Origin of the sequence: Rhodococcus sp. NPDC056960, from assembly GCF_042674125.1 — a bacterium.
Taxonomy (GTDB): domain Bacteria; phylum Actinomycetota; class Actinomycetes; order Mycobacteriales; family Mycobacteriaceae; genus Rhodococcus_F.
In genome coordinates this window covers 22,024-37,834 of sequence record NZ_JBHURF010000005.1, presented here as the reverse complement: position 1 = coordinate 37,834, position 15,811 = coordinate 22,024, and the positions used below count along the sequence as shown (strand labels likewise).

The window sequence follows — 15,811 nt, the reverse complement described above, 5'->3', positions numbered from 1 at the left end:
TCGTCGGTTACAGGGCTCCGGCGAACTCCCGCAACAGGTTCAACCGCGCCGCCGCCACCGCGCGGGCCGCGGGGAGCGCCGACCGGTCCGGTGCCGGGACGACCACCTCGAGGTAGCACTTGAGCTTGGGCTCGGTTCCCGAGGGGCGCACGACCATCCGCACGGTCGGCCCGGCGAGGACGACGGCGTCGGTGCGGGACTGCCCGCGCAGGTCCGCGAGATCGGTGGCCTCGACGGGTTCGCCCGCCAGCTCGGCGGGCAGGTCCGATCGCAGGCGCCGCATCATCGCGGCGATGTCCGCGGGGTCGGTGACGCGCCGCGACACCTGGTCTCCGGCATGCACGCCGAATTCGACGGCGTAGTCGTCCAGCCGGTCCAGCAGCGTCGATCCCTCCGCACGCAGGGTCGCGGCGAGGTCGGCGGTCACCACCGCGGCGGAGATGCCGTCCTTGTCGCGCACCGACTCCGGGTCGACGCAGTGTCCGATCGCCTCCTCATAGGCGTAGACGAGACCCTCGCCGGCGCGGACGAGCCACTTGAAACCGGTGAGCGTGCGGGCGAAGCGGGCGCCGCGCGCGGCGGCCAGTTTTTCGAGCAGGGCGGACGAGACGATGGTCGTGGCGACGAGCGAATCCGCCGCGGCGGAGGCGAGGACGTGGTCGCCGAGCAGGACCCCGGTCTCGTCGCCGCGGAGCATCCGCCAGCCGTCCGGCCCGCGCACCCCCACGGCGCACCGGTCGGCGTCGGGGTCGAGGGCCAGCGCGATGTCGGCGCCGACCTCCTCGGCGAGCGCGAGGACGGCGGCCGAGGCGCCCGGCTCCTCTGGGTTGGGGAACTCGACGGTCGGGAAGTCGGGGTCGGGGTCGAATTGTGCGGCGACGGTGTGGACGTCGGTGAATCCGGCCGAGGTCAGTGCGGCGACCGCGGTCTCGCCGCCGACGCCGTGCATCGCGGTGAGCGCGATGCGCAGGGTGCGCGACCGCCCGGCGGGCAGGGACGCGACCCGGTCGACGTAGAGGTCGACGAGGTCGTCGGATGCCGGTGGAACCGGAAGGCGGGGCACCAGATTCGCCGGTCCGACGCGGGTGATCGACGCCTCGATCTCCCGGTCGGACGGCGAGATCAGCTGGGCGCCGCCGTCCAGGTACACCTTGTACCCGTTGTCGGCGGCGGGGTTGTGGGATGCGGTGATCTGGATGCCGGCGGCGGCGCGGAGGTGGCGCACCGCGAACGCGACGACCGGCGTCGGCAGAGGGCGGGGGAGCAGGACGACCGAGAATCCGGCGCCCGCCAGCACTTCGGCGGCGGCGTGCGCGAACGCCTCGGATCCGTGCCGCGCGTCACGCCCGACCACGACGGTGGATCCGCCCAGGCAACGGTCCTTCAACCACGCGCTCAGCCCGGCCGTCGTGCGGATCACGACGGCGAGGTTCATGCCGTTCGGGCCTGCCCGCACCGGTCCACGCAGTCCCGCCGTGCCGAAGGTCAGCGGCGCGGCGAATCGGTCGGCGAGTTCGCCGGGGGACAGCGCCGCCAGTTCCGCCCGGGTCCGGGGGTCGGGATCGGCGTCGATCCACTCCGCGATCGGATCGGTCACAAGCGTTCCACCAGTTCGCGCAGGAGCCCGCCCATGCGGTCGGCCGAGGCCCGGCCCGCGGCGAGGACCTCCTCGTGATTCAGGTGTTCCCCGGTGATGCCGGCGGCGAGGTTCGTCACCATCGAGATCCCGAGGACGCGGGCGCCCAGTGCGCGTGCGGCGATGGTCTCGTGGACAGTGGACATGCCGACGAGATCCGCGCCCATCGTGCGCAGCATCCGGATCTCGGCCGGAGTCTCGTAGTGCGGTCCGGGCAGACCGGCGTAGACGCCCTCGACCAGTGACTCGTCGATGTCGCGGGCGAGGGCACGCAGTTCGGGGTCGTAGGCGTCGACGAGGTCCACGAATTCCGCGCCCACGAGCGGAGACCGGGCCGTGAGATTGAGGTGGTCGCTGATGAGGACCGGCTGGCCGACGCCGAAGTCCTCGCGAATTCCGCCGGCGGCGTTCGTCAGGATGACGGTCGTCGCCCCGGCCGCGATCGCGGTGCGCACCGGGTGGACGACGGACGAGAGGGGGTGGCCCTCGTAGGCATGGGTGCGGCCGAGCAGGACGAGGATCCGCTTGCCGCCCACGTCCACGGATCGGATCGTGCCGGCATGGCCCGCGGCCGACGGGGGAGTGAAGCCCGGCAGATCGGCCATCGGCACCGTGCAGAGCGATTCGCCGAACCGGTCGGCGGCGGCATTCCACCCCGATCCGAGGACGACGGCGATCGAGTGTTCGGCGCAGTTCGTGTGCGCGGCGAGCGCGGCGGCCGCGGCGTCTGGCGTTCCCATGAGGCGATAGTCTTCCACCCATGCCCTATCTAGATCGCGACGGTGACGTATTCATCCTGTACCTCGGCAACGAGGGCGAGACGGACAACGAGAACCGCTTCCATCCGGACTGGATCGACGCCACCCACGCCGCGCTGGACGAGGCGGAAGCCTCCGAGGGACCCGCGGCCCTGGTGACGACCGCGACGGGCAAGTACTTCACGAACGGCCTGGACACCACCTGGATCTTCGCGAACACCGACAAGTTGCCGGACTATCTCGACCGCGTGCACACGATCTACAGCCGCCTCCTCGCCTTCCCGATGGCCACCGTCGCCGCGGTCCAGGGGCACGGTTTCGGTGCCGGCGCGATGCTCGCGTCGTCGCACGACTTCCGGGTCATGCGCGCCGACCGCGGGTTCTACTGCCTCCCCGAGGTGTCGCTGAACATCCCCTTCACCGTGGGAATGTCGGCGCTCCTGAACGGGCGCCTGCCCAAGCAGACCGCGGTCGAGGCGATGACGACGGGCCGCCGCTACGGCGGTCCCGACGCGCTGGCAGCGGGCATCGTCGACGAGATCGCGGACGGTGACGGCGTCCTCGCGGCGGCCGTGACGCGGGCCGCCGCGCTCACCGCCACCCGCGGCGCCAACCTGGCCGGGATCAAGCGCGGCATCCATCACGACGCCCTCGCCGCGCTCGCCACGGTGACGGACAAGAGCAACTTCAGCTTCGGGTGAGAGAATGAGCACGTGAATGCGGATGTCGAGGCGGCGGTCAGGTCAATCGAGACCGATCTGATAGCGCTGTCCCATTCGATCCACAGCGAACCCGAACTCGCGTTCGAGGAGTTCCGCAGCGTCGCGAAGATCACCGAACTGCTCAAACGCAGCGGGTTCGACGTGCGGTCGGGGGTCGCGGACCTGCCGACGGCGTTCGACGCGTCCTTCGGCAGCGGCGACCTCGTCATCGGCATCTGCGCCGAGTACGACGCCCTTCCGGAGATCGGCCACGCGTGCGGGCACAACATCATCGCGGCGTCGGCCGTCGGCGCCGGCGTCGCGCTCGCCACGGTGGCCGAGCGGCTCGGGATCACGGTGCGGGTCATCGGGACGCCCGCCGAGGAGAGTGGCGGCGGAAAGATCGTCATGCTCGAGCGGGGTGTCTTCGACGGTGTCGCGGCCGCGCTGATGGTCCACCCGGGTCCGATCGACATCACGGGGGCGACGTCGCTCGCGCTGGCCGACATCGCGGTCACGTTCAACGGCCGCGAGGCGCACGCGTCCGCCGCACCCGAGTTCGGCCGCAACGCCGCCGACGCGGCCACCGTCGCGCAGGTCGGCATCGGCCTGCTCCGCCAACACCTCTCGCCGGGCCAGCAGATCCACGGGATCGTCTCCGACGGCGGCACCGCACCCAACATCGTCCCTGCACGCGCCGAGATGCTCTACTACCTGCGTGCCGAGACGGGATGGGCGCTGTCCGAGCTGACGGCACGCGCGGAGGCGTGCTTCGCGGCAGGGGCCCTCGCCACCGGCTGCACCCACGAGATCCGCACGGTCTCGCCCACGTACACGGAACTCACGCCCGACCCCTGGCTGGTCGCGACGTACCGCGAGCAGATCGTCGACATGGGACGGACGCCGCTGCCGCTCGAGTGGGAGGGCGTCCGGCCGCTGGGCAGTACCGACATGGGCAACGTCACCAACGTCCTGCCCGGAATTCACCCCATCATCGGCCTCGACTCGGACGGGGCGGTGACGCATCAGCCCCGGTTCGCGGCGGCGTGCATCACGGAGTCCGCCGACCGCGCCGTGGTCGACGGAGCGATTGCACTGGCTCGCACGGCAGTTCGCGCCGCAACGGACGACACACAGCGGGTGCGGCTGTTGGAAGGAGTTGATCGCCGGTGAACGCGGCAGTCGACAAATGGATTCTCGCTCACACCGACGAACTCTCCCAGTGGCGGCGGCACATCCACGCCAATCCCGAACTGGCGCGGCACGAGTACGCGACGACGGAATTCGTGGGGACACGGCTGGCGGCGGCCGGTCTGACACCCGAACTGCTTCCCGGGGGAACGGGGCTCACCTGTGACCTCGGACCGTCGGACGGGCCCCGCATCGCCTTGCGCGCCGACATGGACGCCCTCCCGCTCCAGGAACTGACCGGCGCCACGTACTCGTCGACCGTCCCTGGTGTGTCGCACGCGTGCGGGCACGACGCTCACACCACGATCCTGCTCGGAACGGGGCTGGCGCTCAGCGAGATCCCGGACCTGCCGGTGGGTGTCCGGCTGATCTTCCAGCCCGCGGAGGAGGTCATGCCCGGCGGCGCGCTCGAGGTGGTCGCGGCCGGGCGGCTCGACGGTGTGTCGCGGATCTTCGCCCTGCACTGCGATCCGCGGCTGGCGGCCGGGCGGGTCGGCGTCCGGCTCGGTGCGATCACGTCCGCGGCCGACACGATCGAGGTGGTGCTCGACTCACCGGGCGGGCACACCTCGCGTCCGCATCTGACCACCGACCTCGTGTTCGCGCTGGGTACCGTCGTCACCGGGTTGCCGGGAATGCTGAGCCGCCGCATCGACCCGCGCACCGGCACCGTGATGGTGTGGGGCGCCGTCAGCGCCGGCCGGGCTCCCAACGCCATCCCCCAGACCGGCATGATGACCGGCACCGTGCGGACCGGCGACCACGAGACGTGGGAGATGCTCGAACCGCTGGTCCGGGAGATCGTCCACGGGCTGCTCGCGCCCACCGGGGTCCGCTACCAGCTCAACTACCGCCGCGGTGTCCCTCCGGTCGTCAACGACGAGGTGTCGACCCGCATGTTCGAGGACGCCATCCGGACGGTTGGCCCGGACGCCCTCGCCGACACGCCGCAGTCCGGCGGCGGCGAGGACTTCTCCTGGTATCTCGAAGAGGTTCCCGGCGCGATGGCCCGGCTGGGTGTGTGGTCGGGCGTCGGCGAGCAACTCGACATCCACCAGCCCACGTTCGACCTGGACGAGCGGGCGCTGGGCGTGGGTGTGCGGGTGCTGTCGAGCCTCGTGCTGGGTTGAGGCCCGGCAGGCCCTATTCGGTGCCGGGCCCGACGTTGCGGCTGTTGCGGGTGCGCAGGTCGCGCACGTAGTCGGAGGGGGCTCCGGCGATCTCCGCGGCGTCGGCCATCACCCCGAGGTAGCGCGCCGACGGCAGGCCGCCCTCGTAGGCGTCGAGCACGTACAGCCACGCGAGAACGGGTTCGCCGTCGGTGTCCACGCGGACGCGGATCTTGCGGTGGATGCCGAGCTCGGAGCCCTCCCAGCGGTCGAGGCTGACCTCGTCCTCCTCGGGGACGTCGTAGAGCACGACGAACACCTTGGAATCGGGGTCCTCGACCACGGTGGCGAGTGCGCCCTCCCAGCCGATGTCCCCGCCACTGAACGTCAGGCGCCAGCCGTGCAGCCACCCCGTCCCCGCCATCGGTGAGTGAGGGCAGCGCTGCAACATCTGCTCCGGATGCATGTTGGACCCGTAGGCGGCATAGATCGACACGGCGGCAAGCCTAAACGGTGGCTAGTAATCTGTTGCATGCAGTGCACGACACGACGCGCTGCGACCGCTCGAGAAGCCGGCCGGAGACCCCGGTCGTCAGTTGAATTGGAGGACAGATGACCCGAATCGTGATCATTGGTGGCGGGCCTGCCGGATACGAGGCAGCGCTGGTGGCCGCACAGCACGGCGCCTCCGTCTCCTTGATCGATTCGGACGGGCTGGGCGGCGCCTGCGTCCTGTTCGACTGCGTGCCGTCCAAGACGTTCATCGCCTCCACCGGGGTGCGCACCGACATGCGGCGCGCCACCGACCTGGGCATCGCGCTCGATCCGGAACAGGCCACGGTCGCCCTGCCGCAGATCCACGCCCGCGTGAAGAGCCTCGCGCAGGCGCAGTCCTCCGACATCCGCACCCGCCTGCAGACGGTCGGGGTCGAGTTGCTGTCGGGCACCGCCGAGCTCACCGACTCGCGGCTCGGCATGGCGTCGCACCAGGTGTGCGCCACCCTGGAGAACGGTGAGCAGAAGACCCTCGACGCCGACGTCGTCCTCATCGCCACCGGTGCGAGCCCCCGCGTGATCCCCGGCGCCGAGCCGGACGGCGAGCGCATCCTGACCTGGCGCGACCTCTACGACCTGGACGAGCTGCCGACGCACCTCGTCGTCGTCGGTTCCGGTGTGACCGGCGCCGAGTTCGTGTCCGCCTACACCGAGATGGGTGTCAAGGTCACCCTGGTGTCCAGCCGCGACCGCGTCCTGCCCGGCGAGGACGCCGACGCCGCCCTCGTGCTCGAGGACGTCCTCGCCGAACGCGGCGTCACCCTCGTCAAGCACGCCCGGGCCGACGCCGTGAAGCGCACCGAGGACGGCATCGTCGTCGTGCTCGCCGACGGCCGGACGGTCGAGGGCAGCCACGCCCTGATGACCGTCGGTTCGGTGCCCAACACCCAGAATCTCGGGCTGGAGAAGGTGGGCATCGAACTCGACAAGGGTGGCTACCTGCGTGTCGACCGGGTGTCGCGGACGCCGGTGTCGGGGATCTACGCGGCGGGCGACTGCACCGGCCTGCTGCCGCTGGCGTCGGTCGCCGCCATGCAGGGCCGCATCGCGATGTACCACGCGCTCGGTGAGGGCGTCAGCCCGATCAAGCTGAAGACGGTGGCGTCGGCGGTGTTCACCCGCCCCGAGATCGCGACGGTGGGCGTGAGCCAGGCCGCGATCGACGACGGCGAGGTGCCCGCCCGCACCGTCATGCTGCCGCTCAACACCAACCCGCGCGCGAAGATGTCCGGTCTGCGCCGCGGTTTCGTGAAGATCTTCTGCCGCCCGGCCACCGGTGTGGTGATCGGCGGCGTGGTGGTCGCCCCCAACGGGTCGGAATTGATCCTCCCCATCGCGATCGCCGTGCAGAACAACCTCACCGTCAACGATCTCGCCGCGACGTTCTCGGTGTACCCGTCGCTGACCGGGTCGATCACCGAGGCGGCACGTCAGCTGATGCGGCACGACGACCTGGACTGATCCCGAAATGTGAGAGGCGCATTTCACATACTGACGTGTGCGGTGGGATAGTCGAGGCACGGTTCGAAATCATCGACCGTGCCTCGGCGCTCTCCCGCCCCGCAGACCCAGGACGGACAGGGTGTTCCCCACCTGACCTCCGCTTCGACGTGCCTCCTGGGAGTCGTACATGCCGCACTCACTCGCCCGCCGCATGGCGGGGCTGCACAGCTCCGCCATCCGTGACCTGCTCACCCTCACCGCCCGGCCCGACGTCGTCAGCCTCGCCGGCGGGCTGCCCGACCCTGAATTCATTCCGCGCGAACGCATCCGGAAGGAAGCGGAACTCGCGCTCGCGGACCCGGCGTCCGTCCAGTACGGCGAGACCACCGGGTTGCGCCGGCTCCGCGACGTGCTCGCCGAACGTGAGGGCGCCCGGATCGGCAGACCGCTGGGCGCCGCGGACGTCGTCGTCACCCACGGCTCGCAGCAGGCGCTGAGCCTCCTGGCTCAGGTGCTCCTCGATCCCGGCGACGTCGTGATCGTCGAGGAACCCGCCTACACCGGAGCGCTGCAGGTGTTCCGGGCGGCGGAGGCCGACGTCCGGTCCGTCCCGCTCGACGCCGACGGCATGGACACCGCGGCCCTGGAGGGTCTGCTCACCGACGGGCTGCGGCCCGCCGTGGTCCACACGGTGAGCAACTTCCACAATCCGCGCGGCGTCGTCCTCGCGCAGGGGCGCCGGGAGCACCTCGCCGCGCTGGCCGACCGGTACGGCTTCTGGGTGGTCGAGGACGACCCGTACGGCGAACTCTTCTTCGACGGTCCACCCCCCGCGCCCGTGGCGGCACTGTCGGATCGGGTGATCCGGCTGTCCAGCGCCTCGAAGATCCTGGCACCCGCACTCCGGGTCGGGTGGCTGCACGGCGACCGGCGGGTGTGCGAGGCCGTCGAACTGCTCAAGCAGGGCGCAGACCTGTGCGGTTCGTCCCTGACGCACCAGATCGCCGCGGGACTGCTGTCCGACGAACCGTGGCTGGACCTGCACCTCGACATGCTGCGCGACCGGTACGGGTCCCGTGCCCGGGCACTCGCCGACGGCGTGTCCTCGACGTTCGGCGACCGCGCCCGGGTGTCGTCAGCAGTCGGCGGGATGTTCTGCTGGACCGAGTTCGCCGACCCGGGCCTGGACACCGCGGCGCTGCTGCAGACCGCGGTGGAGCACGGCGTGGCCTTCGTCCCCGGATCCGCGTTCGGCGTCGCCGCCGGGCACCGGAGCGCGCTGCGGCTGTGCTTCGCGACCTGTTCTGAGGACACGCTGACGGATGCGGCGGCGCGACTCGGCGCGGCCTACGCCGATCACGCCCAGTCGTAGGTCCGTTCGACGGCCTTGTTCCACTCGGCGTAGAGCCGGGTGGACTCGGCCTCGTCCATCGCGGGCTCCCACGTCTTGTCGACGGCCCAGTTCGCCCGGATGTCGTCCTCGCTCTCCCAGAACCCGACCGCAAGACCGGCCGCATAGGCCGCGCCCAGCGCCGTCGTCTCGTTGACGACGGGACGGATGACGGGCACGCCGAGGATGTCGGACTGGAACTGCATGAGGGTCTCGTTGACGACCATGCCGCCGTCCACCTTCAGCGTCGCGAGGGCGACACCGGAGTCGGCGCGCATCGCCTCGATCACCTCGCGGGTCTGGTACGCGGTGGCCTCCAGCGCCGCCCGGGCGAGGTGGCCCTTGTTCACGAACCGGGTGAGCCCCACGATGGCGCCGCGGGCGTCGGGACGCCACCGTGGTGCGAACAGTCCGGAGAACGCGGGCACGAAATACGCGCCGCCGTTGTCGTCGACCGACTTCGCCAGGTCCTCGATGTCCTTGGCCGACTGGATGATTCCCAGGTTGTCGCGCAGCCACTGCACCAGTGAACCGGTGACGGCGACCGACCCCTCCAGTGCGTACACGGCCGGCGCGTCACCGATCTTGTAGCAGACGGTGGTGAGGAGGCCGTGCTTGCTGTGCACGGGTGTGGTCCCTGTGTTGAGCAGCAGGAAGTTCCCCGTCCCGTACGTGTTCTTCGCTTCGCCCTCCGACAGGCAGGCCTGCCCGAACGTCGCTGCCTGCTGGTCGCCGAGGATTCCCGCGACGGGCACGCCCGGCAGCGTCCCGCGTTCGCGTCCGACGCCGTAGACCTCGGACGAGCTGCGGATCTCGGGCAGCATCGACATCGGAATGCCGAAATCGGCGCAGATCTCCGGATCCCAGTCGAGCGTCTCGAGATTCATCAGCAGAGTGCGGGACGCGTTGGTGACATCCGTCACGTGGGTGCCCTCCGTGATGTGCCACAGAATCCAGCTGTCGATGGTGCCGAAGCAGAGTTCGCCCGCGTCCGCCTTCTCGCGTGCGCCGTCGACGTTGTCGAGGATCCATCGGACCTTCGGCCCCGAGAAATACGTGGACAGCGGCAGGCCGGTGCGCTTCCGGTACCGGCCGGACCCCTCGTCGCCGCCGAGTTCCGTGCACAGTGCGTCGGTGCGCGTGTCCTGCCAGACGATCGCGTTGTACACGGGTTCTCCGGTGTTCCGGTCCCACACCACCGCCGTCTCGCGCTGATTGGTGATGCCGATCGCGGCGATGTCGCGTTTGGTGAGATCGGCTTTCGCGAGCGCGGACGCCACCACCTCGCGGGTGTTGATCCACAGCTGCATCGGGTCGTGTTCCACCCAGCCTGCGCGCGGAAAGAACTGGTCGTGTTCCTTCTGGGCGACACTGACCACCGCACCGTCGTGATCGAAGATCATGCAGCGGCTGGAGGTGGTGCCCTGGTCTATCGCGGCGATGTACTGAATCACACGCATGAAGCTACTAGCCTGGGCATGAATCCGTCGTCATCTCACAGGAGCCCGAGTTGAGTAGTCAGCCAGGTGTGCAGTTCCTCGGTCCCCGGCAGCGCGATGCCGCCTGGGACAAGCTGCAGACCGAACAGTTCGACGTGGTCGTGATCGGCGGCGGTGTGGTCGGGGCCGGTGCGGCGCTCGACGCGGCCACCCGCGGGCTGAAGGTGGCGCTGGTGGAGGCGCGCGACTACGCGTCGGGAACGTCGAGTCGCTCGTCGAAGATGTTCCACGGCGGCCTGCGCTATCTCGAACAGCTCGAATTCGGTCTGGTCCGGGAGGCGCTGCGCGAACGGGAACTGTCGCTGACCACCCTCGCGCCGCATCTCGTGAAGCCGCTCAAGTTCTTGTTCCCGATCACCCACCGGCTGTGGGAGCGCCCCTACATGGCGGCGGGCATCTTCCTCTACGACCGGATGGGCGGCGCCAAATCGGTTCCGGCGCAGAAGCATCTCACTCGCGCGGGTGCGCTGCGGATGGCGCCCGGGCTCAAACGCAACTCGCTGACCGGCGGCATCCAGTACTACGACACCGTCGTCGACGACGCCCGGCACACCATGACCGTCGCGCGCACCGCCGCCCACTACGGGGCCGTCGTGCGGACGTCGACGCAGGTGGTCGGTTTCCTCCGGGAAGCGGACCGGGTGTCCGGGGTGCGGATCCGGGACTGTGAGGACGGGCGCACCGCGGACGTGAAGGCGCACGTCGTCATCAACGCCACGGGAGTGTGGACCGACGAGATCCAGGCGCTGTCGCGACAGCGGGGCCGGTTCCGGGTCCGCGCCTCCAAGGGCGTCCACATCGTCGTGCCGCGCGACCGGATCGTGAGCGACGCCGCGATCATCCTCCGCACCGAGAAGTCGGTGCTGTTCGTGATCCCGTGGGGCAGCCACTGGATCATCGGCACCACCGACACGGACTGGAACCTCGACCTCGCGCACCCGGCGGCCACCAAGGCCGACATCGACTACATCCTCGGCCACGTCAACAAGGTGCTGGTGACCTCGCTGACCCACGACGACATCGACGGCGTCTACGCGGGTTTGCGTCCGTTGCTCGCGGGGGAGAGCGACGAGACGTCCAAGCTGTCCCGCGAGCACGCCGTCGCGCGGGTCGCGCCGGGTCTCGTCGCCATCGCCGGCGGCAAATACACCACGTACCGTGTGATGGCCGAGGACGCCGTGGATCTCGCGGCCGAAGACATTCCGGCGCGGATGGCGCCGTCCATCACCGAGAAGGTCCCCCTCGTGGGCGCGGACGGCTACTTCGCGCTGGTCAACCAGACCGTCCACCTCGGCCAGTTGTACGGACTGCACCCGTACCGCGTGAAGCACCTGCTGGACCGGTACGGGTCGCTGATCGGCGAGGTGCTCGATCTGGCGTCCGACAAGCCGGAACTGCTCCAGCCGATCACGGATGCGCCCGCGTACCTGCAGGTGGAGGTCGTGTACGCGGCGGCGGCCGAGGGTGCGCTGCATCTCGACGACATCCTCGCCCGGCGCACGCGCATCGCGATCGAGTACTCGCACCGCGGTGTGAACTGTGCCGAGCAGGTGGCGCAGCTGGTGGCTCCGGTCCTCGGCTGGGACGCCGACGACGTCGACCGTGAGGTGAAGACGTATCAGGCGCGGGTGGAGGCGGAGGTGCAGTCGCAGGCTCAGCCCGACGACCTGTCCGCCGACGCGTTGCGGGCGGCGGCTCCCGAATCGCGCATCGAACTGCTCGAACCGCCGGTCAGTGTGTCAGAAATACCTTGATGATCACGATGATCGTCGCGACCACGGCCAGACCGAACGCCGCCCAATGGGTGCCGGACGTGACCTTCTCGCGGCGCAGTCGGCTGATCACGTAACTGATCGACGCGATCCTCGTGATCATCACCAACTCGGCGATCAGCTGCGCCGTTCTCGGCTCCAGCCAGCCGATCAGCGCAATGCCCAGGATGACGCTGGGAAACACGGCCGACGTGAGGATGGGCAGGCCGTCGCGGAGTTCCCCGCCGCGTTCGGCACGGGTGAGGGTGCGGTCGAGACGCAGTGTCTGGCCGACGGACTCGGCGAACACGTGCGCGAGGAACGTGGACAGCGCCGCCCCGACGACGATCGCGATGCCGACGGTTTCCTGCGCCTTGGTGACGGGGATCAGCGCGGCGAGGACGAGGATGTTGCCGTAGATGTAGGCGCTGATGCGGCGGGCGACACGTTCGGTGTCGATCGAGGCATCGGTCAACTGCGCGGGGCGGTTGAAGAGCTTCGGAAGGTCCCACTCCATGCTCCCGAGCATTCCATGCGCATGCGATCAGCGAGTGTGGACGAGCGATTTCGGTGCGTGTGCGGCGACGACCCCGGAGAGCGCCATGACGACGAGGGCTGCAACAGCGAAGAATTCCATGGGATCGAGCATCGTCCTCGAACCCGTGAGCAGTGTGTTCGTTGTCTGTGAGCTCCCTGGGAACTCAGAGTTTCGGGCTGTAGTGCTGCGGGTCGTCGCGCCGTCCGGCCGGTGGAAGATTGCGCGGCGGCGTGTGGACGAGCGGTGCGTGTGCGGGCGTTCGCCCGGTCTCGCGGTCCCAGCCGGCGCGGGCACGCGGGTGATAGCGGTACCGCCACGGGACGAGGCGGAAGGCGGCGCCCACCGCGCGGCCGACGGCCTTGTGCAGCCGCGCGTCGCGCGTGGTCCAGCGGTAGCCGAGGAGGTCGCGGACCGGTGGGTCGTACATGCCGACGGTGAGCCACACGAATCCCTTCGCCACCGGGACACGGAGGATCGCCCAGATCGGATCGGGTAGCCACGACAGGAACGGGGGCACGCCGAGACCGGAGAGGTCGAGGACGTCGCGGGTGGCCTTGTTGTCTTCGAGGACGTTGCGGCACATGTGGTCCCAGTACTCCTGGAAGGCCTCCCAGGTGTCGGGGACGGGCCGCATGCTCATCCCGTAGAGCCGGTACCACTGGATGTGCTCGGTGAACAGCCGGCGCTTCTGGTCCTCGCCGAGACCACCCATGAAGTGGTCGCCCGTGAGGACGGTGCCCATGAAGAAGGTGGCGTGCGCCCAGTAGAACGTGTCGGGATCGAGGGCGTGATACCTGCGGCCGTGCTTGTCGATCCCCTTGATGGTGTCGTGGTATCCGCGCACCTGTTCGGCGGTCTGCTGCGCACGGTCGCCGTCGAACACGACGCCGCCGATCGGGTACAGCGACCGGTAGAGCCGCTGCCAGCGCTCGTCGAAGAAGCGGGAGTGTTCCTCGACGCCCGCGCCGAGTCCGGGATGCATGTTCTGCATCGACCCGGCCCAGACGCCCTGCAGCATTCCGCGCCAGTCGCCGAAATACTTCCAGGTCAGCGAATCGGGGCCGAGCGGGATGGGAGCCGGGGCCGGGACGGGCGTGCCGTCCGCGTTCAAGTGACTACACACGTTGTCAGACTAAGATCTGACAACACGCGTAGTCAAGAACGGAGGCGGACGAGTGACGTTGGAGGACCGACGGGAAGCGCGGCGGAACTCGCTGCTGCGCGCGGGCGTCGCGCTGCTCGGTGCGCCGGACGGTCCGGCGGTGAACGTGCGCGCGGTCTGCCGCGCCGCGTCGCTCACCGAGCGGTACTTCTACGAGTCGTTCCGGGACCGGGACGAATTCGTGCGCTCGGTCTACGCCGCCGTGGGCGATCAGGCGCAGACCGCGCTCGTCGAGGCCGTCGCGTCCACCCGAACCGCCCGGGAGCGCGCCGAGGCCGCCGTCGACGCGTTCGTGAAACTGATGGTCGACGATCCCGCGATGGGCCGTGTGCTGCTGCTCGCCCCGCTGTCCGAACCCGCGCTGAGCCGGCGGGGCATCGACCTCATGCCCGGCTTCGTCGGGCTGGTGCACGACCAGCTCTCGGCCGTCGACGACGAGGTGGAGAAGCAACTCGTCGCGATCGGTGTCGTGGGCGCACTCACGACTCTGTTCATCGGATACCTCGACGGAACTGTTGCCGCGTCGCGCGAGCAATTCGTCGCGCATTGCGTCACTCTGGTGGTGGAGGCAAACAAGGCCGGCCACGAGTGAGGTGCGCATGCCGTTCCAGGTATCCGTGGACGATCCGACTCGCCCGCAACCCGAGCTCCGGGTGCTCGACCGCAAGTTCTTCCAACTCGTCGGCGAATTCGTCTACGTCCACGACGACACGGTGGTGACGGTGCCCGGGTGCGCGCCGATGCCGTGTCTGCTGCGCACGGATCTCGCGTCGATCCCCGCCCCGCTGCAAGGACTGCTCACCCCGTACGGCCGTCAGTTGCTGCCCGCGATCATGCACGACGACCTCTGCAAACGTGCGAGCGCACAGGGGCAGGAGGGCAACGCGCTGCGACGGCGCGCGGACGAGCTGTTCCGGCTGGCCCTGCTCGACGAGGGCGTCGGGCCGTTCCGCAGTCGCATCTTCTGGGTCGGGGTCGAGGTCGGACGATTCTGGAGCTTCACCGACTTTGCCCGGTTCCTGCTGATCGCGCACCACGTGCTGGGCATGGTGTGCTGGGTGGTGGGGGTGCCGTGGGCACTGGCCACCGCGCACTTCGGTCTCGCCGCCCTCTTTCTCGTGCTGCCGGTCGCGCTGTCCCTGCTGTGGCGCAGGGATTTCCCCGTCGCCCTGCTCGGCTGCATTCTCCTGCCCGTCATCGCACCGACATATCTGTTGACCATCGCCACCGCCGCGGTGCTGTGGGTGCCGGACGGTGCCGCCTGGCTGTTCGGCCGCCGGCGGACACGCAGGCCGCCACCGCTCGGGCCACCGACCACGGTTCTGCGTTAGGTCCCGACGGGCGGCTGGCAGTACGTGCAGAAGAAGATCTGCTGCTGACCGAGGTCGTGGCCCTCGATCACCGTCCGGCACCGGCGGCAGCGCTGTCCGGCCCGCCCGTACACCCACGACCGATGCCGGATGGAGTTGTTCTTGTCGGCGTGAATCATGCGGTGCGCCAGCGCCACCATCGCGGGCAGATCGGCCACCGCATTCGACGGAGTGTAGGGGTGGACGCCGCGGAGGAAGCAGACTTCGTTGCGGTACACGTTGCCGAGACCGGCCAGGTTGCGCTGGTCGACGAGCGCCAGGCCGATGGGCTGGTCGCCGGCGGCCCGCAGATTGCGGATCGCGGTGTCGGCGTCCCAATCCGGTCCCAGCACGTCGGGACCGAGGTGCCCGACCGCGGACTCCTCGTCGTCACGCGCCAGGATCTCGGTGATGCCCAGCGAAAATCCGACCGCCACCCGATCATCGGTGGCGAGCACGATGCGCGCCTGATGGGTCGGCCGCCTCCACTTCGAGTCCGGCGCGTAGATGTGCCACGCGCCCTCCATCTTCAGATGGGTGTGGATGGAGTGGTCGCCGACGCGGATGAGGAGGTGCTTTCCCCGGCTGACGACCTCGTCGACGACCTGGCCGGACAGGTCGACGGTCGCATATCGCGGCACCCGCACGTCACACCTGGTCAGTACCTTGCCCACCAGGGCGTCGCGCAGCGAGTTGGCGGTGCGCCAGACGGTGTCGCCTTCGGGCATC

At 69.6% G+C, this 15,811-nt stretch carries 15 protein-coding genes; 8 read left to right on the top strand and 7 right to left on the bottom strand.

Annotated features, from left to right (window positions below; genetic code table 11):
* Positions 1-7 precede the first annotated feature (7 nt).
* Both ACFTWF_RS09260 and ACFTWF_RS09255 read right to left on the bottom strand, forming a co-directional pair.
* Positions 8-1,597 (bottom strand): phospho-sugar mutase, encoded by a 1,590-nt coding sequence (locus tag ACFTWF_RS09260; RefSeq protein WP_378460941.1) that lies wholly within the window; start codon positions 1,595-1,597, stop codon positions 8-10.
* Positions 1,594-2,376, bottom strand: a complete 783-nt coding sequence (locus tag ACFTWF_RS09255; RefSeq protein ID WP_378460940.1) for a purine-nucleoside phosphorylase — start codon at positions 2,374-2,376, stop codon at positions 1,594-1,596. The genes ACFTWF_RS09260 and ACFTWF_RS09255 overlap by 4 nt, the downstream gene beginning before the upstream one ends.
* Positions 2,377-2,396: 20 nt before the next feature.
* Here ACFTWF_RS09255 and ACFTWF_RS09250 point away from each other — a divergent pair, with 20 nt between their 5' ends.
* The 3 genes from ACFTWF_RS09250 to ACFTWF_RS09240 are packed head-to-tail and all read left to right on the top strand — an operon-like array spanning position 2,397 to position 5,416.
* The gene (locus ACFTWF_RS09250; RefSeq protein WP_378460939.1) at positions 2,397-3,095 is read left to right on the top strand and encodes an enoyl-CoA hydratase/isomerase family protein; all 699 of its coding nucleotides are present in this window, start codon (positions 2,397-2,399) and stop codon (positions 3,093-3,095) included.
* 12 nt (positions 3,096-3,107) lie between these two features.
* Entirely contained in the window at positions 3,108-4,268 is a 1,161-nt protein-coding gene (locus tag ACFTWF_RS09245; protein WP_378460938.1) for a M20 family metallopeptidase, read from the top strand.
* On the top strand, positions 4,265-5,416 hold the full coding sequence (locus ACFTWF_RS09240) for a M20 family metallopeptidase (protein WP_378460937.1): 1,152 nt from the start codon (positions 4,265-4,267) through the stop codon (positions 5,414-5,416). The genes ACFTWF_RS09245 and ACFTWF_RS09240 overlap by 4 nt, the downstream gene beginning before the upstream one ends.
* A gap of 13 nt (positions 5,417-5,429) precedes the next feature.
* Here ACFTWF_RS09240 and ACFTWF_RS09235 read toward each other — a convergent pair whose 3' ends face one another.
* The gene (locus tag ACFTWF_RS09235) at positions 5,430-5,891 is read right to left on the bottom strand and encodes a gamma-glutamylcyclotransferase (protein WP_005256966.1); all 462 of its coding nucleotides are present in this window, start codon (positions 5,889-5,891) and stop codon (positions 5,430-5,432) included.
* Between the two features lie 116 nt (positions 5,892-6,007).
* Between ACFTWF_RS09235 and ACFTWF_RS09230 the strand changes: the two genes are divergently transcribed.
* Both ACFTWF_RS09230 and ACFTWF_RS09225 read left to right on the top strand, forming a co-directional pair.
* Complete coding sequence (locus tag ACFTWF_RS09230) at positions 6,008-7,411, top strand: NAD(P)H-quinone dehydrogenase (RefSeq protein WP_378460936.1); 1,404 nt, start codon at positions 6,008-6,010, stop codon at positions 7,409-7,411.
* Positions 7,412-7,580: 169 nt separating this feature from the next.
* Positions 7,581-8,765 (top strand): PLP-dependent aminotransferase family protein, encoded by a 1,185-nt coding sequence (locus ACFTWF_RS09225; protein WP_378460935.1) that lies wholly within the window; start codon positions 7,581-7,583, stop codon positions 8,763-8,765.
* Here ACFTWF_RS09225 and glpK read toward each other — a convergent pair.
* Positions 8,750-10,243 carry a glycerol kinase GlpK gene (gene glpK, locus ACFTWF_RS09220; protein WP_378460934.1) on the bottom strand — a complete coding sequence of 498 codons (1,494 nt, stop codon included), beginning with the start codon at positions 10,241-10,243 and terminating at the stop codon, positions 8,750-8,752. The two genes, ACFTWF_RS09225 and glpK, sit on opposite strands and share 16 nt — an antisense overlap.
* A 50-nt stretch (positions 10,244-10,293) precedes the next feature.
* On the opposite strand from glpK, the gene glpD reads away from it, so the two are divergent.
* Positions 10,294-12,036 carry a glycerol-3-phosphate dehydrogenase gene (gene glpD / locus ACFTWF_RS09215; protein ID WP_378460933.1) on the top strand — a complete coding sequence of 581 codons (1,743 nt, stop codon included), beginning with the start codon at positions 10,294-10,296 and terminating at the stop codon, positions 12,034-12,036.
* Here glpD and ACFTWF_RS09210 read toward each other — a convergent pair.
* Positions 12,014-12,550 (bottom strand): hypothetical protein, encoded by a 537-nt coding sequence (locus tag ACFTWF_RS09210; protein WP_378460932.1) that lies wholly within the window; start codon positions 12,548-12,550, stop codon positions 12,014-12,016. The genes glpD and ACFTWF_RS09210 overlap by 23 nt on opposite strands.
* A gap of 184 nt (positions 12,551-12,734) precedes the next feature.
* A complete protein-coding gene (locus ACFTWF_RS09205; RefSeq protein ID WP_378460931.1) occupies positions 12,735-13,694 on the bottom strand; it encodes an oxygenase MpaB family protein in 960 nt (319 codons plus the stop codon).
* Positions 13,695-13,746: 52 nt separating this feature from the next.
* Between ACFTWF_RS09205 and ACFTWF_RS09200 the strand changes: the two genes are divergently transcribed.
* Both ACFTWF_RS09200 and ACFTWF_RS09195 read left to right on the top strand, forming a co-directional pair.
* Complete coding sequence (locus ACFTWF_RS09200; RefSeq protein ID WP_378460930.1) at positions 13,747-14,325, top strand: TetR/AcrR family transcriptional regulator; 579 nt, start codon at positions 13,747-13,749, stop codon at positions 14,323-14,325.
* 7 nt (positions 14,326-14,332) lie between these two features.
* Positions 14,333-15,064, top strand: coding sequence for a DUF1353 domain-containing protein (locus ACFTWF_RS09195; RefSeq protein ID WP_378460929.1), 732 nt, complete (start codon positions 14,333-14,335; stop codon positions 15,062-15,064).
* Here ACFTWF_RS09195 and ACFTWF_RS09190 read toward each other — a convergent pair.
* Positions 15,061-15,810, bottom strand: a complete 750-nt coding sequence (locus ACFTWF_RS09190) for a DNA-formamidopyrimidine glycosylase family protein (protein ID WP_378460928.1) — start codon at positions 15,808-15,810, stop codon at positions 15,061-15,063. The two genes, ACFTWF_RS09195 and ACFTWF_RS09190, sit on opposite strands and share 4 nt — an antisense overlap.
* Position 15,811 lies beyond the last annotated feature (1 nt).